A 22,789-nucleotide genomic window follows, 5' to 3' on the forward strand; every position below is an offset into this window, starting at 1 on the left:
TGGAGCTAGCCGTGTTTCACCGACGCTTGCGCAAAGCACTTGCTGGTTGGTGAGAAGCAGCCAGTCAACCTGTTGCCCAACAGGCACTAAGCCGGGCCAGCCCTGATAAGAACGTCATGCTACTAGTTGCTCACGCGTTACCGAACCTACCTGCTTGCCTTCCGAAGCGACAGTAGTGACTCTGGACGGGGGCCAGGTAGGTTCGGACGATAGTCAGGTACCTTTAGCGGGCACCTTTGCGACTAAACCGCAGTTGGCAGCAGGTACGTAGCTTACTGCCAACCGCTTTTTTACCCGTTGCATTCTATGGCTTCCTCGCACGCGCACGACCATTCCGGCCACCACCACACGCACGCGCCCGCCGAGTTTGGGCGGGCCTTTGCGGTGGGCATCGTGCTCAACATTGCCTTTGTAATAGCGGAAGTAATTGGCGGGCTGTGGGCCAACTCCTCGGCGCTGCTCTCCGATGCGGGCCACAACCTGAGCGACGTGCTGAGTCTGGCCCTGGCCTGGGGCGCTACGCTACTGGCCAGTCGCCAGTCGTCGGCCCGCTATACGTATGGCTATAAGAGCATTACTATTCAGGCCGCACTGGTAAATGCGGCGCTGCTGTATGGGGCGCTAGGCGCTATTCTGTGGGAAACCATCGACCACCTACGCCACCCCGAGCCGGTAAACGGCACGATGGTGATGCTGCTGGCGGGCCTGGGCATCGTGGTAAATGGCTTCACGGCCTGGCTGTTCAGCAGCGGGCAGAAGGGCGACGTGAATGTGCGCGGAGCCTACCTGCACATGCTCACCGACGCGCTGGTATCAGCCGGCGTGGTGGTGGGCGGCGGCCTGGTGCTCTGGACGGGCTGGCGCTGGCTCGATCCGGCCATCGGCTTCGCCATTCTGACCCTGATTGGGTACAGCTCGTGGGGCCTGCTGCGCGAAACGGTGCAGCTCAGCCTGCAAGCCGTGCCGGCGGGCATTGACCTGGACAAAGTGCGGGCTTTCCTGCTGGCCCAGCCCGGCGTCACGGATGTCCACGACCTGCACGTGTGGCCCCTCAGCACCCAGGAAACGGCCCTCACGGCCCACCTCGTGCGCCCCAGCGGTAGCGCCAATTCTAACAACTTCCTCCAAAAGCTTCAGCACGACCTGGTACACGAGTTCCAGATCGGCCACTGCACCGTACAGATTGAGCACGATACCGCCGTGGCGGGCCACCACGGCTGCTGCGACCTGGAAACAGCTGTGGTGGCCCCAACATCAGGGAAATCTCAGTAATATGCGGGCCTAAGTTCCTTTCCGCGCTTTCTTCCTCCATGGCCCTTCCCACTCTTCCTACCACTCCACCCAAAACCGCTTCCTTGTTCAGCGCCATCGTTATCGTCGCCTCCCTGGGGTATTTCGTCGACATCTACGATTTGATTCTGTTCAGCATCGTGCGGGTCAAAAGCCTCAACGACCTGGGCATTACGGATGCGACGCAGGTCACCAACCAAGGTCTGTTTCTGATCAATATGCAGATGGGCGGCATGCTGCTGGGCGGCGTGCTGTGGGGCATCCTGGGCGACAAGCGCGGGCGGCTGTCGGTGCTGTTCGGCTCTATTCTGCTGTATTCTCTGGCGAACCTGGCCAACGGCTTCGTACAAACCATCGACCAATATGCCTGGCTACGGCTGATTGCGGGCATCGGGCTGGCCGGCGAATTGGGGGCGGGCATCACGCTGGTGTCGGAAACGCTGCCCAAGGAAAAGCGCGGCTACGGCACCATGATTGTGGCCACGGTCGGCGTATCGGGCGCGATGCTGGCCTACTGGGTGGGTGAGGCCCTGGGCTGGCGCAACGCGTACTTCGTGGGCGGTGGCCTGGGGTTGGCACTGCTGGCCTTGCGGGTGGGCGTTTACGAGTCCGGCATGTTTGAGCAAGTGAAGCAGTCAGCAGTGGTGCGGGGCAATTTCCTGAGCTTGTTCACGAACGGCCCCCGCCTGGCGCGCTATGTGAAGTGCCTGCTCATCGGCGTGCCGCTGTGGTTCGTGGTCGGCATTCTGATTACGCTGGCACCGGAATTTGGCCGGGAGCTGGGCATCACCGGGCCGGTTACGGCGGGCCTGGGCGTGTTCTGGTGCTACTTCGGCCTCGTCTTCGGCGACTTTGCCAGCGGCACGCTCAGCCAATTATTGCGCAGCCGCAACCGGGCGCTGCAGCTGTTTCTGGTGCTGTGCGGGGTACTGTGCGGCGTGTATCTGTTTGCCATTCGCGGCGCGTCGCCCACGGCTTTCTACACGGTATGCTTCGTGCTGGGTTTCACGGTGGGCTTCTGGGCGCTGTTTGTGACGGTGGCCGCCGAGCAGTTTGGCACCAACCTGCGGGCGACGGTGGCTACCACAGCGCCCAACTTTGCCCGCGGCTCGGTGGTGATGCTGGTGCCTTTGTTCAAAGGGCTTTCGGGGCTGAAGGTGGGTGGACAGCCGCTGGGCATCGTAGGCAGCGCGGCCATTATCGGGGTTGTGTCGCTGCTGATAGCCTTCTGGGCCGTGAGCACCCTGCCCGAGAGCTACGGCAAAGACCTGGACTATCTGGAAGAATAAGCGGCAAAATCACCAACTATGCCCCTTGCGCGCCGTTATAGGCCAAACCTGTAACCACACATAGCCATGAAAAAGATCGTCGCCATACTTGCCTTTGCCGCTCTGTCCATTAGCCAAACGCAAGCCCAAACCACTCCTATCGACACGGCGCAGGCGCGCCTGCAAATGCAGCAGCAGCGCGCCATCGACGCCAAAGCCGCCCTGAACACGCAGAAGCAGGAGTCCAGCGCCAGCCGTGGGGCCGTCACCGACTCTAAGGCCCAGATAAAGGATCAGCAGCAGCAGCTCAAGCAGCAGAAGCTACAGCTGAAAGAGCAGCAGGCAGTAGCCAAAGCGTCGCGGCGCAAAGAAAAAGAAGCCCAGAAAATAGCCCGCGACGAAAAGCGTCGTGCCCGCGAAGCCAAGAAGGCTTCTAAAATGGGCTAAGCATTCCGGCGGCCGTCACCAAGCCCCCGTTGTAGCATTTTTGGAAACTCCGGCCCACGGGTCGGAGTTTTTTGTGTCCTTTACTCTTTCTTTTAACACCACTGTATGGCCCCAAAACCAACCAAAAACACGCCCATGCTGTATGCGTGGCACCATTTCGTGCTGCTACCGGCAGCACTGCTGCTGGCCGGCTACGGCATCCGGCGCTATCTAGCCGTGGCCGGCGACGACTCTGAAATCTCACGGCTGTGGTTTACCGTCATGCTGCTGGCCGTGGTGGGGCTGGGCACGCTGATTATGCTGCGGCAGCACTATGCCCTCACGCTGCAAGACCGTTTGATTCGGCTGGAGGTGCGCCAGCGCTACTTCGAGCTGACCGGCAAGAGCCTGCGCGCCTGGGAAGCCCAGCTGCAGCTCCGGCAGATTCTGTCCCTGCGTTTTGCCGGCGACGCGGAGCTACCGGCGTTGGTAGAAGCTGCCGCCAAGGAAAACCTTAGCCCGAAAGACATTCAGGCCCGGATTCAGGATTTCCAATTCGATTCGATGCGCGTCTGATGTACGGCCTCCGTGGGCCGGAAAACGCAGGAGCTTGGATTTTTCCGCCGACTTTTGTGTTTGCGTAGGCTGGTGCCAGGCTGCAACCGACAACCTAGCCGCTACACTTGGCACCTTCGCAATTCAAGACCTTCAGTCCCTTAGTTTCCTTCTTTTTATGATTCTGTACAACGTCACGACAAGCCTCGAACCGGAAATTGCGGAAGAATGGCTTGCCTACATGCGCGAGACGCATATTCCGGAAGTATTGGCCACCGGCTTCTTCCTCAAAAGCCAGCTGTGCCGCCTGCTCAACGAAGAAGACGACGGCATTACCTACGCCACGCAATACTACTGCGTGAGCATGGAGCAATTGGAAGAGTACCAGCGCCTAGCCGCACCTGCTCTGCGGGCCGAAATGGAAAAGCATTTCGCGGGGCGCTACGTCTCGTTCCGAACAATGCTGGAAGTAATTAGCTAAGCCGAACGCCCGGCGCGCGTCGGGTGCTGTAGTAGGGGACGTTCCGGCCGGAACGTCCCCTTTTTAGTATATTTCTCTTCCCAAGCCTGAACTACTCGCCTTCACTGCTACCCGTTATGAGCCTCAACCCGATAGTCTTATCGATTCCGATTTACTTCACCCTCATCGGAGTGGAGCTGCTCGTCGAGCGGATGCAGCACACGGAGCGCTACCGTTTCCACGATGCCATTACCAACATCAGCTGCGGCATGACGTCCCAGATTTCAGGCGTGCTGCTCAAGGTGGGCGTTATCGGAATGTATGAGCTGCTCTACACGCATGCGGCCCTGTTCCAGATTCCGCGCACCTGGGCCTGGGGTATCGTGCTGTTTGTGCTGGCCGATTTGTGCTATTACTTTGCCCACCGCTACTCCCACGAAATCAACTTTTTCTGGGGCGGCCACGTGGTGCACCACCAAAGCGAGGACTATAACCTATCGGTGGCGTTGCGGCAAAGCTCGCTGCAAGGATTTTTCACTTTTCTGTTTTATCTGCCGCTGGCCATTCTGGGCTTCGAAACCGAGTTTTTCGTCTACGTTTCGGCCCTGGTTACGCTCTACCAGTTCTGGATTCATACTGAGTTCATTGGTAAGCTGGGTCCGCTGGAATGGGTGCTCAATACGCCTTCGCACCACCGCGTGCACCACGGCCGCAACCCCAAGTATATCGACAAAAACTACGCGGGCACCTTCATTATCTGGGACCGGCTGTTCGGCACCTTTCAGGTCGAGGAAGAGACGCCGGTATACGGTATCACCACGCCCGTGCGCTCCTGGAATCCGCTGTGGGTCAACTTTGGGCACTACTTCCAGCTACGCGACCAGCTGCGCGAAACGCCCGGCACCTGGAACAAGCTCCGGGTGACGTTTGGCAAGCCCGGCTGGCGTCCCGCCGAATTGGGCGGCCCCCACCAGATACCCGAAGTAGACCGGGCCACCGCGCAGAAATACACCACCAGCGCCCCACGCACCGTCAATTTCTACGTGCTGATGCACTACGTGGTGCTCATGGGCGTGGCGGCCGTGTTCATGTTCACCCAGAAAAACATGGAGCCCGCCACGCGCTACCTCGTGGCAGGCTGGTGCATGTGGGCGGCCGTAGCCTGCGGAGCCCTGTTTGAAGCCAAGCGCCTGGGCTACCTGCTCGAACCCGTGCGGATGGCCGCTTCGCTGGCGCTGCTGCTGTTTGCCCTGCGCGAGTCGGCCTTGTTTCTGCCGGCCGCAGCGGCTGGCACCGCGTGGCTGGCGGGGTCGCTCGTGTGGGTCTACTCGTTCCGAAAAGTGTTTGCCTCCACTGCTGCTACCACCGCCGCTTCGCACGCGTATGCCTGAAGCTGCTCGGCCGTCATATTGCCGTTGAACCACTCCGGATCGAGGTTGGCCCCGATTTTTTTGTAGAAGCCAATAGCAGGCTCATTCCACTCCAGCACCTGCCATTTGAGGCGGTAAGCGCCCGTGCGCCGGGCTTCGGCCACCACAGCATCGAAGAGCTTTTTGCCCAAACCCGTGCCGCGTGCGGCTTCCGTCACCACTAAGTCTTCGAGGTAGAGCATGCGCCCCTTCCAGGTGGAGTAAGCCGTATAAAACAGGGCAATACCCAGAATACCCTGCTCCGCAGTTTCGGCCACGAAAAAGCCAAAAATCGGGTCCGGACCAAACCCGTCGCGGTGCATATCGACCAGCGTGTTGGTGACTTCGTCGGGAGCCCGCTCATAAATAGCCAGCTCTACGATAAGCTCGTGGACGCGGGCCAAATCGTCGGCCTTGCCGCGCCGGATGGTGATGGTTGACATAAGAGTTTTTTTATGGGGTGGGGAACTATAAAAGAACGTCATTCCGAGCTTATCGAGGAATCTCGCGTGCTGACGTCTGATTACCAACTCAATGACACCAGGCGAGATTCCTCGGCAAGCTCGGAATGACCGTCAACTGCAACACACCATCGCCTTACACACCAACGCCCACCTGCTCAGACGTGGGCAGATGGGCGTTGGCAAGAAAGCCCGAAGGCGGAAATTACATCTGAGGCTGCATTTTCTTGATGTCCTCGGTGGCATTCACGGCGTTAATTTCGCGGGTGGCCGGGGTTTGGGTGGCGGTTTTGCCGCCGGTAGTGTCGGGAGCCGCCGGAATGGGGGGCAACGCCTCGGTGGCTACGTCATCACTGGTTTCGTAATCGGGGTTTTTGCAGGAGGTAACAGACAGCGTGAGCAGCGAAGCGCCGGTCAGCAGACCGAGCAGGAACTTTTTGTTCATATGTAAGCCGAAATAAGACAGGCGTTTGGGACTTTGGGGCCGCAAGATACGAAGCGGGTCGCGAAACCCTCCTACGGACTTAGCGCCCCATCGGATACGGATTGACGCCCATATTGTGGAAGGCAAACGACCACACGTCGGCCCACTCCTGAATCTGCAGGGCCGTACTCTTCCCCGCGCCGTGGCCCGCATTCACGTCCACCCGAATCAGCTGGGGGTTCGGGCCGGCATTTTTTTCCTGGAGCGTAGCCGCGAATTTGAACGAGTGCGCGGGCACTACCCGGTCGTCGTGGTCGGCGGTGGTAATCATGGTAGCCGGGTAGGTAGTGCCGGCCCGCAGGTTGTGCAGAGGCGAGAATTTGTAGAGGTTTTTGAACTGCTCAAAGTTGTCGGAAGTGCCGTATTCGGGTGCCCAGTTCCAGCCGATGGTGAACTTCTGGTAGCGCAGCATGTCCATTACGCCCACCGCCGGAAAGGCCACGTGCGCCAGCTCGGGCCGCTGCGTCATAATAGCGCCCACGAGCAGGCCGCCGTTGGAGCCGCCGGCAATGGCCAGGTGTTGGGCATCGGTGTAGCTCTGCACCGTGAGGTATTCGGCGGCGGCAATAAAGTCGTCGAACACGTTCTGCTTGTTGGGCGTCATGCCGGCCTGGTGCCAGGCTTCGCCGTACTCGCCTCCCCCGCGCAGGTTGGGAATAGCCAGGATACCGCCGTTTTCGAGCCACAGCATACGGGCCACGCTGAAGCCGGGCGTCAGGGAAATATTGAAGCCCCCGTAAGCATACAGATACGTCGGGTTCTGGCCGTTCAGCCTCACGCCCTTCTTGTGCACGATAAACATCGGAATCTTCGTGCCGTCCTTGCTGGCGTAGAATACCTGCGTAGTCACGTAGTCCTGCGGGTTCACGTCTACTTTCGGCGCCCGGAACACGGTACTTTGCTTCGATTCGAGGTCGTAGCGGTAGATGGTGGTGGGGTAGGCAAAAGAAGTGAAGGCATAGTACACGCTCTTGGCATCGCGCCGGCCCCCGAAGCCCGAGGCCGTGCCGATGGCCGGCAGCACCACATCGTTCTGGAATTCGCCCTGCTCACTGTACACTTTCACCTGGCTGCTGGCATCCTTCAGGTAGGTCACGAACAAGCGGCCGCCGACGTGCTCCACGTTTTCCAGCTTGTTTTCGCCCTGCTTCACCACTTCTTTCCAGTTAGCTTCCTGCGGCTTTTTGGGGTCGACGAGCACAATGCGGTAGCGCGGAGCCTTGTAGTTGGTCAGCACCAGCAGCTGCCCGCCCACGTTGCCGACAACCGAGGTGTTATACTCGTAGCTCGACATGAGCGTGGTGAACTTAGTGGCCTGCTTCGGGTCCGTGAGGTCGCGCACCAGCAGGCGGTTGCCATCGGCTTTGCCATCGGTGAGGTAGAGCACCAGAAACCGCTCATCCTCGGTAGTGCCCACGGTGCGGAACCCCAGGGGCATCGTTTTATCCTCATACACCAGCTTGTCGGCACTTTGGGCCGTGCCTAGCTTGTGGAAATAGACTTTGTGGAACTCATTTTTACCCGACAGCTGGTTTTGCCCGGCCTTGGGCGCGTCGTAGCGGCTGTAGTAAAAGCCGTCTTTGGCCCAGGCCGCGCCCGATACTTTCACCCACTGCAGCTCGTCTTTGAGCGGCTGCCGGGTTTTGAGGTCCACCACTTTCAGCTTCTGCCAGTCGGAGCCGCCGCCGGAGGTGGCGTAGGCCATGTAGCGGTGGTCGTTGGAGAAATAGGTGCCAGCCAACGCGGTAGTGCCATCGGCCGAAAACTTGTTGGGGTCGAGCAGCACATCCGGCTGACCTTCCTGCCCATTCTGCTGGGTGTAGAGCACTGCCTGGTTTTGCAGGCCGTCGTTTTTAGAGAAGTATAGATTTTCGCCTTCCACCTGCGGCACGCCGAACCGCTCGTAGTTCCAGAGCTTGGTGAGCCGCGCCTTCATCTGGTCGCGGAACGGAATTTTCTCCAAGTAGCCGAATGCCACTTTGTTTTGCTCCGTTACCCAGGCTTTGGTTTCGGGCGAGTCGAGGTCTTCGAGCCAGCGGTACGGGTCCGTGACGGGCGTGCCGTGGTAGTCGTCGGTATGGTCGGTTTTGCGGGTTTTGGGGTATTCCACGGTGAGTCGGGGCAGCTCGGCCGCCGCCGCCGTGCGGCGGCTGGGGCCATTGGTTTCAGCGGTAGGCATTTCCGTAACGGGCCGACGACCAGCAACGTCGTTGGCCGGTTGGGTGGAGCGGCAAGCCGCCAGGGTCGTCAGGGCCAGCAGCGGGTAGGATAGTTTGCGCATACGATAGGAAGGGCGGGAAAAAGAATGGCCCGAATATAAACCCATAACCCAGCAAAAGCACAGCTTGAGCTTTTTGTTTCTGCTCCCTCTCTTTACCGATGCTGACGGGAGCTTGTATTGAGGTTAAAAAAGCAGCCCTGTCGAGCAACACGAGACGTCTCGCGTACTGCGGTAAGCAGCGGCCATTACTTCGAAACTGCTAGTCCGGATTGCACAAATAGGGAGTCAAGCCTGACGGGTACTGTGGCAACATTTGCACGCGAGGTGTCTCGTGTTGCTCGGCAGGACGCCTTGTTGCTCGAGCACCACTACTCCTCAACCACTACTTACAGCTGCGTCATGCGCCCAATCTTGGGAATGACCTGAATCAGGAAGCGCTTGTTCTGCCCTTCGCGGGCCCCGGCGTAGCGGCCGGTGCCGAAGAAGCCGCTGCCGCCGATGATGAGCTCCACGCCGCGGTCCTGGCTGAAGTCGAGGCCGTTCTGCTTCCAGAAGTTGAGCAGGTTTAGGGCCCGGCGGTAGCTGAGCTGATAGGTGAGCTGCTCCTCAGCCCGGTTGCGGGCATTGTTGCCGGCGTAGCGCGCGGCCATGCCCTCCACAATCACGAGGTAGCGCACGGGCTGCTCGGTTTTGATGGTTTTGAGCACCGAGCGCAGCGTGCGGCCAGCCTGGAGCAAGGCAGGCTTATAGGCATCCTGAATCTCGTCGCGCCCGGCCTTGAACTGCACCGGCACCAGCAGCTCGTGGCGCTCCAGCGTGGGGTCGTACTTAAAGTACGTGCCTTCCAGGCGCTGCAACGAGCGGCGAATCTTGGTTATCTGCTCCAGCTCCTCGGCCTTGGCTTTCAGCTCCCCGTTGGCTTTTTTCAGGTCGTTTTCGCGCTCCTTGAACAGTTTGAAGCTATACACGAACAGTACCAGCATCACCACGAAGAGCGACGTCATCAGATCCACGTAGCTGGGCCAGAAGAAGTCGTTGGAAGAGCGGTTTTGCGGGTCGTTCATGGTTTTTATTGGTGTTCTAGCTGAACGTCATTCTGAGCATTCTGCGCATCAAGCAGAGACCGAGGCATCTCGCACAGCGTCGTTGTAACGGTATTGTCATGCTGAGCTTGCCGAAGCATCTCGCGTGCTGACGTCTGAGTAGTAATCCAACGTCAGCACGCGAGATGCTTCGGCAAGCTCAGCATGACGTTTCAGAGGGTTTTTTAGATCATTACACCGGCTTCACCCCTCCAAACAAACTGTCCATAAACCGCTGGAAACGGTTCTTAGAAGTCGCCTTTACCAGCACCGTATTCAGGTTTGACAATTCGAGCAGCAGCTTGGCCTGAATCTGGGAGTCCAGCTCGATTTTGCGCAGCAGCTCCCGCTGGGTGGCCGATACTTCGCGACCGAGCACGTCCTGCTGGGCGTTGAGGTTCTTGAAAGGCTCCAGGTACTGCCGAATCCGGTCGAAGACGTTGTCCTTGTTGAGCTCCTGGAAATGCTGGCTCCACTTTTCGTAGGCCTGCTGGGCGTCGCGCTCGTGGAAGCTCAGGCGCTGCTGCATCAGGTCGGTGAGGCGGCCGGTAGCTTCGTCGAAGTACTGCTCGGTGCGGGCGGCCACGTTGGTCATTTCCTTCTGGTGGCGCTGGAAGAAGTCGAGCTGGGCCTGCACCAGGTTGTCGTGCTGGCCGATGTACTGGCCCACGTTGTTGATGCCCCGCTCGAAGCCCACGAGTCGGTCGAGGATGCTGCTCACGGCCTGGGCGGTAGCAGTGCCGTCTTCCAGCATCTCATTCAGCCGCTGCTGGTAGCCCACGAATTGCCCGAACAGCTCGGCCGACTGGCTCACTTTCTCAAACACGGCCACGTTGGCGTTGGCCATCTTGTCGAAGCCGATTTCGTTGAGCCGCAGCAGGAAGTCGCGCTGCACTTTTACGTTCTCCGTCAGCGTGCCAATCACGGGCTCGAAGAGGACGACTTTGCTCACGAAATCCTGGTTGAACGCGTCGAGCACGCCTTTCAAATTCGACAGGCTGCCGGCCATGTCGGAGTGCAGGATGGGCAGCAGGCGGGCCTGCAAAAAGGTGTAGTAGTTGTTCTGGGCCTGGTCGAGGCGCTGGTGGGCGTTGCGCACGAGGCCGTTGCCGAGCAGCGTGAGCAGCAGCCCGACGAAGGAGCCGGCCATGGCAATGAGTACGCCGGTCAGGAAGGGCGTCAGTGCCTCGTCGTCGGATACGCCGTTGCGGGCAATGCCCACGAGGCCCAGAATCACGCCCAGGAACGTGCCCAGCAAACCCAGGTAGAGGGGAGTGGCCACGTTGGCCTGCACCGCGTTTTCCATCACCTGACTCTGGCGCTCCGAAATGTCCTTCAGGATGCTGAAGTCGGCCGCGCCCTTGTTGTAGCGCAGGTAGCCGTTGGTATCGGCCATGATTTCGCGGAAGCCTTCCGACACGGCCTCGGCTTTGATGATTTCGACCGGAAAGGAGCCTTCCGGGGCGTTGGCGGCGTATTCGGGCAGGTCTTCGCCGGTCGGCGTCACCAGCCGCCGCTCCACCCGCAGGGCGTCCTTGGCCGGGTACAGCTGACTTAGCCGCTGCGCCTGGGCGCGGGTTTGCAGAAACGCGCGAATCTGCAGGCCCACGACAATGGCAACAACAATGACTTCGAGGATTATTTCGAGCATGAAATCTAGAACGAAAACGAAGCACAAAGGTCAGCGCAAATACGCTGACCTACGAATCAATCTGCAAAAAAGAACGGCATGCTGAGCGAAGCCGAAGCATCTCGCGTGCTGACGTATGAATAGTAATCCAACGACGCCACGCGAGATGCTTCGGCTTCGCTCAGCATGACCGTCCTATAGTTTTTCCTACCCTACTCAAACCGGATAGCTGCCTTCTGCTCAATCTGCCAGGCGCCGTTGCTCTTCGTCAACGTCCCTTCCTTATCAGTCACGATGCGCGACACGGGGCCGTTGGGCTGCTGATAGGCGCAAGCTTCCCGCAGGGAATACTGGGCGCTCTGGATGGCGTAGGCGTGCACGGCGGAGTTGGACGTGACGCGGAACGTGGCGCGCTCGGGCACTTTCGGGTCCGGCGTAATTTCGTAGATGCTGTCGTGCTGGGGCTGGTCCTGCAGGTCGTAGTCGCTGAAGCCGCCGTTGACGGGCACCTTCACGTAGTAGCGCGTCGGCATGGGCGCGGCCGGCTGGGCAACAGGCACCGGTGCGGTAGCTTCGGCCCAGTTCGTAGCCGGCAGCTGTACCGGAGGAATCAGGCTGTCGAACTCGTCGCGCGGGGCGCTGGCGGGGGAGCCAACGGGCAGTACCGGCGGCGTAACGGCTGCTTCCTGAAATGACTCAGGCGCTGCTACCGGCGTAGCGGCGGGTGGTGCTGGCGGCGCGGGTTTGGCTACCGGCTGCTGCTGGGGCGAGAGAGCCGCTACCGACGGGACTTGCCGCGGCGGGTTACCCTGCGCTTGATTTCCTTGGTTGCGCGGCTGGTTCTGCTGCCTGCCCTGGTTCTGATTCTGTGGCTGATTGCCGGCCGGCCGCTTGCCCAGCTCTTCGGCCACGCGCTGCTGCACTAGCTTCTCAATCTCGCGCTGCAGCTCCGGCGTCATCCCCTTAGCGGCTGATACCGGACGAGCCGGCATAGCGCCGCCTGCGGAAGCCTTCACCGATTCCAGCTCGCTGCGGTGGCGGTCGGCGCGGCTACCCAGGTCGCTGATGCTGCGGCGCAGCATCACGTAGAGAAACAAGCTCAGCAGCGACAAAATCAACGCCAGCGGGGCGAAGAACTTGCTCATCAGGCTCTCGCCGGAAGCTGGACGTGATGCAGCACTGTTGGCCTGAGCCTGCTCACTGCCTAGGCCAGCGCCCGCATCTGCCACCAGGGTTTCGTCAGTGGCGGCAGTATCGACGACGTCAGTCTGGTCGTCGGTCAGGCTGGAGGCCACGTCGGTGGGCGGGGTGCCGTTTTCGACGTAGCCTTTCAGCTGGGCTTCCAGATTCTGCACGCCCTGCATGCGGGCGTTATCCTTGCGGCGGGCCGGGGAGGCTTTCAGCTTGGTGATGATTTCGGTGGCCAGCTTCTGCAGCCGCGCCTTATCCGAGCCCAGACCATTATACATGGTACCCCGGCCTTCGAGCGGCTGGTAGAGCATGCTGTATACCTTCTGGCTGTCGGCCTTGATACTGTTGGCCAGCTCCTTCAGCGTGCCGCCGCAGCGCAGGGCGCTTTGCAGGTTGGGCCGGCCGGTGTCGCCGTACACGAACTTCATCGTGGCGCACCAGATCTGGGTTTTCTGCTCGTCGAGCGTGGGCTGGCCCAGGGGCGTTTGGGCGTAGCTGGCCGTGGTGAGCAGCAGGCCGGTGAGCAGGGCAAGGACGCGGTGGGGAAGAGTCATAGCAGCGGGAAAGGAATAGGGACGCTGGTTTTTGTTGTTTGTTTCGACCGTCATGCTGAGCGAAGCCGAAGCATCTCGCGTGGTGTCGTTGGATTGCTAATCAGACGTCAGCACGCGAGATGCTTCGGCTTCGCTCAGCATGACAATGCCATTGCACGCGAGATGCTTCGACTTCGCTCAGCATGACAGACGATTTTGTTCTAGCAGTCTTGCTTTACCCGTTCGAAATCAGCTCCCGGCTTAGGTTGTACAAGGCCTGCTTCATCGGGTAGAAGAACAGCGTTTCGGGCAGGGTTTCGCCCTGGCCGAGGTTGCGGCCAATCTGGTGCAGGCCCAGGTTGAGGCTGTCCTCGATTTCGCGCAACAGCAGCTCCTTGATGCGCTGCCGGTCCACGTCCACGCCGACTTCGCGCATGAGCGGGGCCACGTCGTCGTCGTCGAGCACGATGTCTAGGAAGCGCTTGGTGTTGTCGATGATGCTCTGCTTGAGGTCGGCATCCACCTGAGGCATTTTCAGGCGGGCCGTGTCAATGTCCTGACCTTCCAGAGCACCGTTGAGCTTCACGGTCCGGATCTGGTCGAAGTCGGCGGCGCTGGTGGCGCTTTCCTCGAACAGCACCCCGCCGTTGGTGGTCGCCTCCTTGGGGTTGTCGGCGAGAATGACGCGGAAGTTCTGGGGCGCTTCCTGGCCCGTGGCAGCCTTGAACACGGCTTTGCTGATCTTCTCGATGGCGGCCATGCTGGCTCCGCCACTGAGGATGCGCAGGTACAGACTGCCCTTGCCCGAGAAGCACAGGTAGCGCGGCGGCTTGAGGCCCAGGTGCTGCACCAGCTGCGCCACGTGGTAGACGATAGCCGTGTAGTGCAGGTAAAACAGCACCCGCAGCTGCCGCCCCTTGCCCAGGCCGAGGCTCTGGGTGAAGCGCAGCGCGTCGTTGTAGGTGAAGAGCAGGCTGGTCACGTCGGCCGAGCCGAAGTCGGGGTTTTGCAGGGCCGCGCGCAGGTAGCCCTTGTACTCCTGGTTTTCTTCCGAGTCGGGCAGGCTTTCCACGTACTGCACGCCGAGGCGGAGCAGGCCGTTCTGCTTGGGCGCGCCCTGCACCCGGGCGTAGCCGTCGCCCCAGAGGTCGTCGCCGGCGAAGCGGAACGAGGAGCTGAAGGCGGGCTTCTGGTCGGCGAAGATCAGCAGGTCGGTGGTGCCGCCGCCGATGTCGATGTTGATGACGTTTTCGTCGCGGTTGGGTACCACCTGGTTGGTGGCCGTGAGGTAGTAGTACGGCGCCACCGACTCCGAAATGCACTGGGTGGGGCGGCGGGCGCGGAAAATCTGCTGGAAGGCCTCGTCCCAGACCTGCTGGAACTGGTTGCGCAAGAACATATCAAAGCTCAGCGGGGCAAACCACACCACGCGGGTGTCTTCCAGGATGCCGCCCTGCATGGCTGCCTTGTGCTTCATCAGCAGCAGAATCTCCTTGAAGAAGGCCGCAATGCGGTTCACGCCCTGGGGGTCCAGCTCAGCGCTCCACTTCAGGTTGGTCACGAAGCGGTTCTGGGGCGGCTGGCCGGTTTCGGTGTTGATGCTGAAGCCGATGTTGATGTTGCTGAGCACCTTGCTCGGCTCATTGGCATAGGAGTTCGTCTCGCACACGGCGGTCCGAATCGGGAATTCATACACCGACCCGGCCTCGCCGATGATGCTGGGCACGAACTCGCGGTTCTGAATCAGCGGAATATCGAACAGCTGGCCGGGGCCGCGCATGTAGCGCTGGAAGGCCGAGTAGCCCGTGTCGGGCAGCGGGGCGTTGAGCAGCTCCATCTGCAAATCAGCCTCGCCGATGGTGAACGGGCGCGGGTGCGCCGAAGGGCCGTCGGCGTAGGCCACGTGGGTGTTGCTGGTACCGAAGTCGACGGCGAAGGTGAAGCGGCGGGTGCCGCGGTCCAGCTCCCGCCAGCGCGGCACGATGAGGCCCCGGGCCGGCGGCGCCCCGTGGAAGGCCGGCGGGCAGGTCAGCTCGGCGAGGTCGAAGTGGGTGCCGGTGATTTCGTAGTAGGTGCTGCCGGCCGTGGAAACGCTCTTCTGGGTGCGCTCAAACTTGGTGGCTTTCCGGGCCGCGCCCTGGTCGGTGAGCCGCTCGCCGCCCACGAAGAACGTGAGGTCGTAGCGACGCTGCAGCATGGTGGGCGAGTTGTCGGCGTCCACGAGCATCACCTTGTAGAAGTCGTTGTACTCGGGCTGGGCGCGCATCTTGTAGAACGGGAACACGCCCAGGCCGATGTTGGCCTTCACGATGCGGCCCTTCTCGGGAATCTCCCGGCCCTGGGCATCCTTGGGGTTCTGGGGGTTCTGGTAGTAGCTGCGCTCGAAGGTGATGAAGCGGCCGCCCTGCACCGGAATCCGCAGCGCGATGCGCACGTGGTTCAGGTCGATGGTGAAGGTGAGCAGCTCGGCCAGGTCGTGGTCGGTGAAGTACTCGAAGAACGTCTGGCGCAGGGGCAGCAGGTACGGAAACCGCGCCCGGCCCTGGGTATCGGCCCCGTACTGGAACGTGACCTTGCCGGTGTGGAAGCGCTGGGCGTTCAGCTCGTAGGGCAGCTCTACCAGGGCGTCTTCCAGGAAGTCGCCGACGGTCAGGTACGGATACTTAAAGCCTTTGCCGGGCAGCACGCGGTTCTCCAGGGTCAGCTCGTCGGCGTAAGGCACCGGCGTGCGGTCGTCCCAGGGCTGGCCGTTGAGGTAGTTGGCGCCCTGCATGGTCAGGTTGGGGCGCAGCACCAGCGGCGTGGGCCGGCTCTGGTTGGTGTGCCGCGTGGGCGCGATGAACAGGTCGGAGCTGGTCACGGCCGACTGGTCGGCGCGGCTCGGCAGCGGCACGTACTTCACGCTGGCCAGGTTGCCCTGGAAGTCGGCAATGGCGGGGTACTTGGTGGCAAACTGCTGGGCCGTGTGGTCGCCCTGCATCTGCATCTGGTTGATGAGGTTGCGGTCCAACCCGGCAAACACGCTGCCGGCAAACTCCCGGCGCTGCAGCTGCGGATAGGCCAGAAACAGCTCGTAGATAAACTCCCGGAAGGCCGGCGAACGGTCTTCGAGCAACACCACCTGATTATCGAAGTAATGTCCCTTGGCCTGCGCGCGCTCCAGATCCAGCTGGCGCACGGCCGGCGCGGTAAAGAGCAGCGTCAGCGGCGAGGTTCCGCCCAGCAGCTGGGGCCCGCCGGGCATATTCGGCGACTCGTAGAACACGAGGTACATATCGGAGAAGTCGCGGAACCGGTCGTCCTGCAGGAACAGGCGCAGGGTTTCGCCCAGCAGGCGGGTGCCTTCGTCCTGCTGCATCCGCTTCAGCTCGGCCTCCACGTTCCAGCGGCGCAGCGTGATTTTGCGGCCGGCCTGGGTGTAGAGGTTGTAGTTGTAGAGGATTTCAAACAGGTCCCAGAAGTGCGACACCAGCTCGTGGTACACCGAGCCGGGGTTGCGCTGCCCTTCCCGGGCCAGGAAGTCGAAAGCCGTCTCAAAGAGGTGCATCCGCGCAAACGGCGTCGGAATGCTCACCGCCACGTTCCTGGCCCGCCCGCCCGTGGGGTCGGTTACGGTGTTGATTTCGGTGCTGGTAATGGGCGCAGTTTTCTGCCAGCCCTGCACCTGCTGGGAACCGTTGTTGTGAAGACGAAGGACTTTGGGCATATATCAGCCCCACCCCCCGGCCCCCTCCCCTTTGGGAGAGGGGGAGCCTGACGGAGGTATTCGGGGTGTTTAGGTTTTGAACTAGGAAACTACAACTAGAGTCCCTCCCCACAGGGGAGGGGTTGGGGTGGGGCTACACCACTTTCACCTTTTCCTCAAACGCCTTGTCGGTCACCTGGTCGAACAAAGCCACGAGCTTGCGGAAGCTGTCGGGCTCCTGGATGGACTTGGCGGCGTCGTTGAGCTGATTGAGGAAGTAGTTCTGGCTGAGGCCCTTGTTGAAGAAGTCGTTCCACTTCTTTTCCACCGGCTTGCCCGCAATCATGGCGTTGAAGTCGTCGGTGGTCAGGTCGAAGGGGCGGAAGGCGCGGCGGTTCTGGCTGAGCTCCTTCAGCCACTCGTCCACGCCGTACTCGGGGCTGTGGAGGAAGTTGTTGAGCTCCTTGAAGATGGGCTCGTTGCGCAGGGCGTGCGTCAGGTTCAGGTTGTCGTGGTAGGGCGCCTTGTCGGTGGGCAGGTGCTGCTTGTGGTAGCGCGAGAAGTAGAGCAGCTGGGTCAGGTGCTTGGCAATCAGCTCCCGGCTCTCGTCGGGCAGGTGGCTGAAGTTCAGATCCTGAGTGTCGGTGCCGAGGCCGTACTCGTGGAAGTGCGGGGCACCGTTGCGCAGCTCGGCGTCGGAGTACTGCATGAAGTCGACCACGCTCAGGGCGGCCAGCAGCTCGATGAGGTGGGCCTTGTTGCGCTGGGCCGTGCCGCCGGGCTGGTTTTCGTAGGGCGTGTCGGGCGTGTCGGCCAGGTAGTATAGGGCGTCCAGGCCCGGCAGGTTGTGCTCGTAGTAGCTGAGCGCGGCCTTGGTCTTGGTCAGGAAAGAGTTGGAGTCGATAACCGAGTTATCCTCACTCTGGAGCGCGAAGTAGGGCATCACCGTCACGGCGCCGGTGAGGGCCGAGCGCAGGTAGCCCGAGTTGCTGAGGCGGGTGTTGGGGTCCTTCAGGTTTTTGAGCAGCAGCGGGAAGCCCGCGGCACCCGTCCCTCCGAAGATGCTGGAGATGAAGAACACCCGGTCCCCGGCCTGGAAGTTGTCGGCGAAAAACCGGATTTCCGGCGACTCCACCACCTTGTTCAGCACGATGCTGCCCACGTTGGGCGAGCCGCGGAAGCCGATGGTGAGCGGGCTTTCCAGGTTGTCCTGGGTGAAGAGCAGCTCCACGAGCCCCTTGGAATCGACGGACAGCTGGTCGTAGCTCAGGTACTGGCGGAAGCTCTGGTTGATGCCGCCGAAGTCGAACACGAACGTATCCTTCACCCCGCCGTTGGTATCGGCCGAGATGCTGCTCAGGGTGCTGATGTCGGTCTGGAAGAAGCCGTCGTCGCGGGGGCCCAGGTGCTGGTAGATCTGCTGGTAGCTCTTGAGCATATCCACCGTGCGGTTCATGTCGCCGTTGTGGGCGTCGGGGTCGATGATGATGGGCACCACCCGGTCGCAGTTGGCGAGCTTCACGCCCGAGGCCAGCAGCATGGTCAACGAGCGGATGACGCGGGAGCCGGTGCCGCCAATGCCGAAAATGAACAGTTTAGCCATGTTACGCGCTTAGTTTATTTGCTTGAATCTCACTCTTCAAGTGAGTCATCATCTTCAAAATTGTATATGGCTCCACACAGAACCATATAAACGTCTTCGAAATGGCGTGCTTGGCTTACTAGCTTTTGCAGGTGGTCAGCCTCAATAAATTGAGTGAGAACATCATCGTCTGCTTGGATACAGACGTCGATCTGGCTCTTCAGCTCAGGCAGACTGTAACTGCCAAGCTGATGCCATATACTTTCAAACGGGACTTTACCCCAATAAACGTAGGAAAGTAACTTTTGCCACTTCCCGAAGCGTCGTTTCAGCAGTAGCTCCTTTTGATATTTGGCACCATGAGCGTCGAAAAACAACTCTGCGTGTTGCTGCAAACGATAGTAGCCCGACAGCGTGCAAGACGTTGCGAAGTCTTGCGGCTGCTCAACAATATAGCAGAAGGCGCCTTTAGAATTCTGCTGGAAGGATATCAACGGAAAACTAGGCTCTATCCTCAGCCCTAAAAAGGTGTCGTGCTGGCGTTAGTGGAGCCGCGCTTGAGCAGGACGGAGAACAGGAAAAACCAGAACAGGCCGAGAATGGCATTCCAGGTCGACATCCAGTAGACGTAGGAGTGCGAGGCCACGGCCTGGGAGTTAGCCTGCCAGATGCCGATGATAAAGGCCAGCACGGCGTTGAGGACCAGAAAAATCACCCAGTGGCGCAGCTTATTGAAGGTGGCCACGCCCATGGCGCGGTTGATGATATAGTAGAAAATCAGCACCATAGCCAGGGAAAGGCCAATGGTGAGTAAGCCCACGTTGGGGAAAATCACTTCCCGGTACACGGGTGTTTCGGAAGGCGGCTGCGGAGTGCCGATGAGTTCGTACAGAAAGCGGAAGAAGCTCTTCATGGGGCAGAATATGGCGCAAATCAGGTTTGCGAGTGGTGTAAGGGGTTCGGGAAAGGAAAGCCCGGCAGTGCGGTTGATACGGTAACCAGCAGTTCGCGTTATCTAATCGGCGGGTTGCAAGGTGAGCGGAATGGCAAAAACCGGGGCTTTATCCTGCTCATTGCTGGTGACGGCCGCCACCCCATCGACGAGGCTACTGAGGGCGAAGGTTTTGGCCCCGGCCTGGTTGATGTTGCTGTCGTTTTTGGTGGTCCACTGGCTGATCCAGGCCGGTTGTTGGTCATTGAGCATAAGCTGGAGGGGGCGGGCGGCCTTGCCGAGCTTCGTAACGCGCACTTTCACGAAATGCGTGTACTGGTTTTCGGCGCCGCTGCTATTTTTCGTCTGGTCAGTGGCGGCAAACACGCTGCTGATCTTCGCGTCGGTATCCTGAGCCTGGAGCTTCAGGTTGGTTTTCAGGTAGTTCAGGTCGCGGTACAGGCCCGGCAGGGTTTTCAGGTTCAGGCCCACTACGAACTCTACCGGCTCCCTGGCCGACACGCTGCTCACGGCCACGGTGTGGTAGGAAGCGCCGGCCGTACGCTTGCTGGCATCTTTCTCGCCGTAGTACCAGGAGCCCACATTCTGAAAGCGGTTCAGCAATGAGGAAGCCGGCGTAGGATATTTCACCCCAAAGTGGGCCTGCTGGGCGGGCTGCTTCTCTAGCAAAGCCGCATCGAAGCGCCGCACAGCGTCGGCCGGGCCAATTACCCAGAAGTAGTAGGGAATATCGGTGTCGCAGCAACCATTAATTTTCTTCACAGAAGTGGTCAGAGCCGGATAAAACGTGCCGCGAAAATCGGAGGTGTAACCGTAGACCGATACGGCCAGGTCGGCGCGCCGGGTGCGATTCAGCGCATCGGTGACGTCGGTGCTGATGTAGGGAATGGCCCCGGCGTTTTTCGGGGAGTAGATAAAGTCCGAAATCAGCACGTTCACCGTGTTGGGCGCATAGTAGCCGCCCACCAGCGTGTCGAGTACCGTCGGAATATTGGTGCTGCTGGCCGGCTGCTGAATGCCAGCGCGCACGGTCTGGGACAGTTGCTGATAAGAGTCGCGGTAGGGCTTCTCCTTGATGCGGAAGTAGTTTTTGCGAGCCGCCGAGCTGCGGTTTACTGCCGACAGAAACTGCGCCACGTGCTGCTGGAAGCGGGTATTGGAACCATTGGCAGCAGTCTTGGGCATAAAGCCTTCCATCGAGCCCGATACTTCCAGAAATACGTTCACTTGGGCCAGCACGCCGGCGGTGGTGGGGCTGGAACTGGCAGCAGCGGGCTCCAGCGGCGGCCCGGTTTCGGTGGTGGCTTCCGTAGCAGCAGGGGTTTCGGCGGGCGAGCTAGCTGCGCTGGTTTCGCCCTTCATATCGGAGCGGGAGTAGCAGCCGCAGAGCAGCAGCCCGAGGGCCAGGGCAGGAAGCAAACGGAAAGAGCTGGTCAAATGCATTCGAACAAAGTAAGAGCCACCGATGAATGTCGCCCTCTGCGTACTGCCAGCCGGGCCGGTTGGTTGTGGGCGGAACGTATGTAAGGCTATAAAATTTTATGGCAAAAACCGCATATATGCCTGCCCGGATGAATAAACCGGTGTCGACTAACCCGTTAAAACGATGCTACAACGTGAAAAGCCCCGCCGTCTTACCACTTTGGCAAAACGGCGGGGCTTTTCACATCAGACCTGGACCTCCGACTGAGCGTAGCAGCGCATGACCGGTTATGTTTCCTTAGCTGTAGTCGATTTCGGTGTTGTCGCCGATGTTCAGGCTGTGGTTCAGGCCCCGGAACGACGCGTCGGAGCCCACGATACAGTCGTGCATCACGGCCTGGCGCAGTTCGCTGTAGGAGCCGATGATGGAGTCGCTCAGAATCGTGTTTTTCACAATGGTTCGGTCGCCGATGGCCACGTTGGGGCCGATGATGGAGTGCGAAATCTGGCAGTCCTTGCCAATGCTGACGGGTGGAATAATGATGGTGTCGGGGAATTCGGGGTACTCGCGCCGGCCCAGAAACTCGGGGCGGTTGAGCAGCTTGGCATTGGCCTCGAGCAGCGTGTCTTTGCGGCCGCAGTCAAACCAGTTGTCCACGGGCGCGGTGGTCATCTGGGCCCCGTCCTGAATCATCACCATCAGGGCATCGGTAAGCTGAAACTCGTTGTGCGTGCGCTGGTCTTGCTCCACGATGCGCTCCAGGGCCGAGGCCAGCCAGGCTGGGTCGGCTATTTTATAGAGGCCTACCAGCGCGTAGTTCGATTTGGGAATGCGCGGCTTCTCAATCACCTTCGTCACACGGCCGCTGTTGTTGGTTTCGACCACGCCAAATATCGACGGCGTTTTCACCTCCTTCACGGCCAGCACGTTGCCCGGCGTGCGGAGCAGCTCGTCCAGGTCCACGTCCACGATGGTGTCGCCGAGCATGATGAGCACGCCGTCCTGGTCGTGGCGGAACTGCTCGCGGGCCAGCCACAGCGCGTGGCCGATGCCTTCGCGGGGCTCCTGCACCACGAAGCTGGACTTCACGTTGGGGTACTGGCGGCGCACGTAGCTTTCCACCTTTTCGCCCAGGTAGCCGATGATGAAGACAAACTCTTCGATGCCGGCTCCCCGCAGGCGGTCGATGATATGGCCCAGGATGGTGTTGCCGGCCACCGGAACCAGCGACTTGGGCTGGGTGTGGGTGTGCGGGCGCAGGCGCGACCCGATACCGGCGACAGGAATAACAGCTTTCATGCGTAGTGAAACAGGCGTAAGTCCGCAAAATAGTGAATCATTGCGGGAGCGGACCATAGCAACAACCGCGAGGCGCTGAATTCGTACTGGGAACCCACCCGTAGTGGCTACCGCAGCTTCCGGTTCCGCTCCCGAACCACTACCTTAACCCGCTTCTTTCCACTTTTCCTTTTTCATCCCCCTATTCTTTTTCACATGAAACGTCTTTTCCTGTATCTGCTCGGACTGGTAGTGCTGCTCACCCAATCGTCGTGCGGCTACAATAGCATGGTGACCAAAGACCAGACCGTTAAGGCTCAGTGGGCCAACGTGCAAAGTGCCTACCAGCGCCGCGCCGACCTGATTCCGAACCTGGTAAACACGGTAAAAGGAGCCGCCAACTTCGAGAAAAGCACCCTCACCGATGTTATCAATGCCCGGGCGAAGGCCACCAGCGTCCAGATTTCGGCCGACAACCTGACGCCCGAAAACATCAAGAAGTTTCAGGAAGCCCAAAGCCAGGTAAGCTCCGGACTGGGCCGCCTGCTAGCCGTTTCGGAAAACTATCCGGAGCTGAAAGCCAATGCCAACTTCCAGGAGCTGCAAGCGCAGATCGAGGGCACCGAAAACCGCATCAATGTGGAGCGCAACAAGTTCAACACGACGACCAACGACTACAACGGCTACATCAAGTCGTTTCCCAATAACCTGTTTGCCGGTATGTTCGGCTTCAAGGAGAAGCCGTATTTCGAAGCTGACGCCGCCTCGCAGAAGGCTCCCACGGTTCAGTTCTAATCTGGCTTGTTAGGGACTTGGGAGTAGGATAGTCGGGTGTTGGTTGTCGTTGTGGTCACTACAC

At 60.2% G+C, this 22,789-nt stretch carries 19 protein-coding genes; 7 read left to right on the top strand and 12 right to left on the bottom strand.

What is annotated here, in order from left to right; all coding sequences use genetic code 11:
* Window positions 1-306: 306 nt before the first annotated feature.
* The 6 genes from E5J99_RS02510 (at window position 307) to E5J99_RS02535 (ending at window position 5,390) form a co-directional block, all read left to right on the top strand.
* A complete protein-coding gene (locus E5J99_RS02510; RefSeq protein ID WP_135496139.1) occupies window positions 307-1,272 on the top strand; it encodes a cation diffusion facilitator family transporter in 966 nt (321 codons plus the stop codon).
* 38 nt (window positions 1,273-1,310) lie between these two features.
* On the top strand, window positions 1,311-2,579 hold the full coding sequence (locus E5J99_RS02515) for an MFS transporter (RefSeq protein WP_135496140.1): 1,269 nt from the start codon (window positions 1,311-1,313) through the stop codon (window positions 2,577-2,579).
* 66 nt (window positions 2,580-2,645) lie between these two features.
* Window positions 2,646-3,005, top strand: coding sequence for a hypothetical protein (locus E5J99_RS02520; RefSeq protein WP_135496141.1), 360 nt, complete (start codon window positions 2,646-2,648; stop codon window positions 3,003-3,005).
* Window positions 3,006-3,110: 105 nt separating this feature from the next.
* Window positions 3,111-3,560, top strand: coding sequence for a DUF6526 family protein (locus E5J99_RS02525; protein WP_135496142.1), 450 nt, complete (start codon window positions 3,111-3,113; stop codon window positions 3,558-3,560).
* Between the two features lie 157 nt (window positions 3,561-3,717).
* Window positions 3,718-4,020 (top strand): DUF4286 family protein, encoded by a 303-nt coding sequence (locus E5J99_RS02530; RefSeq protein ID WP_135496143.1) that lies wholly within the window; start codon window positions 3,718-3,720, stop codon window positions 4,018-4,020.
* Window positions 4,021-4,136: 116 nt separating this feature from the next.
* The gene (locus tag E5J99_RS02535) at window positions 4,137-5,390 is read left to right on the top strand and encodes a sterol desaturase family protein (RefSeq protein ID WP_135496144.1); all 1,254 of its coding nucleotides are present in this window, start codon (window positions 4,137-4,139) and stop codon (window positions 5,388-5,390) included.
* Here E5J99_RS02535 and E5J99_RS02540 read toward each other — a convergent pair.
* From E5J99_RS02540 to E5J99_RS02595, 12 genes are all read right to left on the bottom strand, one after another.
* Complete coding sequence (locus E5J99_RS02540) at window positions 5,324-5,851, bottom strand: GNAT family N-acetyltransferase (RefSeq protein WP_135496145.1); 528 nt, start codon at window positions 5,849-5,851, stop codon at window positions 5,324-5,326. The two genes, E5J99_RS02535 and E5J99_RS02540, sit on opposite strands and share 67 nt — an antisense overlap.
* Before the next feature lie 223 nt (window positions 5,852-6,074).
* Window positions 6,075-6,314, bottom strand: coding sequence for a hypothetical protein (locus E5J99_RS02545; RefSeq protein ID WP_135496146.1), 240 nt, complete (start codon window positions 6,312-6,314; stop codon window positions 6,075-6,077).
* A 79-nt stretch (window positions 6,315-6,393) separates the two neighbouring features.
* Window positions 6,394-8,634 carry a prolyl oligopeptidase family serine peptidase gene (locus E5J99_RS02550; RefSeq protein ID WP_135496147.1) on the bottom strand — a complete coding sequence of 747 codons (2,241 nt, stop codon included), beginning with the start codon at window positions 8,632-8,634 and terminating at the stop codon, window positions 6,394-6,396.
* A gap of 326 nt (window positions 8,635-8,960) precedes the next feature.
* A complete protein-coding gene (locus tag E5J99_RS02555) occupies window positions 8,961-9,638 on the bottom strand; it encodes a hypothetical protein (protein ID WP_135496148.1) in 678 nt (225 codons plus the stop codon).
* Between the two features lie 211 nt (window positions 9,639-9,849).
* The gene (locus tag E5J99_RS02560; RefSeq protein WP_135496149.1) at window positions 9,850-11,307 is read right to left on the bottom strand and encodes a hypothetical protein; all 1,458 of its coding nucleotides are present in this window, start codon (window positions 11,305-11,307) and stop codon (window positions 9,850-9,852) included.
* Between the two features lie 191 nt (window positions 11,308-11,498).
* Entirely contained in the window at window positions 11,499-13,031 is a 1,533-nt protein-coding gene (locus tag E5J99_RS02565; protein WP_135496150.1) for a hypothetical protein, read from the bottom strand.
* A gap of 214 nt (window positions 13,032-13,245) precedes the next feature.
* Window positions 13,246-16,716: a hypothetical protein gene (locus E5J99_RS02570; RefSeq protein ID WP_135496151.1), complete on the bottom strand. Its 3,471-nt coding sequence runs from the start codon at window positions 16,714-16,716 to the stop codon at window positions 13,246-13,248.
* Window positions 16,717-16,849: 133 nt separating this feature from the next.
* Entirely contained in the window at window positions 16,850-18,298 is a 1,449-nt protein-coding gene (locus E5J99_RS02575) for a hypothetical protein (RefSeq protein WP_135496152.1), read from the bottom strand.
* A gap of 29 nt (window positions 18,299-18,327) precedes the next feature.
* Complete coding sequence (locus E5J99_RS02580; protein WP_135496153.1) at window positions 18,328-18,771, bottom strand: hypothetical protein; 444 nt, start codon at window positions 18,769-18,771, stop codon at window positions 18,328-18,330.
* 26 nt (window positions 18,772-18,797) lie between these two features.
* Window positions 18,798-19,190, bottom strand: a complete 393-nt coding sequence (locus E5J99_RS02585) for a hypothetical protein (protein ID WP_135496154.1) — start codon at window positions 19,188-19,190, stop codon at window positions 18,798-18,800.
* Between the two features lie 102 nt (window positions 19,191-19,292).
* Window positions 19,293-20,672 carry a hypothetical protein gene (locus E5J99_RS02590; RefSeq protein ID WP_135496155.1) on the bottom strand — a complete coding sequence of 460 codons (1,380 nt, stop codon included), beginning with the start codon at window positions 20,670-20,672 and terminating at the stop codon, window positions 19,293-19,295.
* A gap of 277 nt (window positions 20,673-20,949) precedes the next feature.
* Complete coding sequence (locus E5J99_RS02595; RefSeq protein WP_135496156.1) at window positions 20,950-21,951, bottom strand: sugar phosphate nucleotidyltransferase; 1,002 nt, start codon at window positions 21,949-21,951, stop codon at window positions 20,950-20,952.
* Window positions 21,952-22,146: 195 nt separating this feature from the next.
* Between E5J99_RS02595 and E5J99_RS02600 the strand changes: the two genes are divergently transcribed.
* Window positions 22,147-22,725 (top strand): LemA family protein, encoded by a 579-nt coding sequence (locus E5J99_RS02600; RefSeq protein WP_135496157.1) that lies wholly within the window; start codon window positions 22,147-22,149, stop codon window positions 22,723-22,725.
* Window positions 22,726-22,789 lie beyond the last annotated feature (64 nt).

This window comes from Hymenobacter elongatus (assembly GCF_004745955.1).
Lineage (GTDB): Bacteria > Bacteroidota > Bacteroidia > Cytophagales > Hymenobacteraceae > Hymenobacter > Hymenobacter elongatus.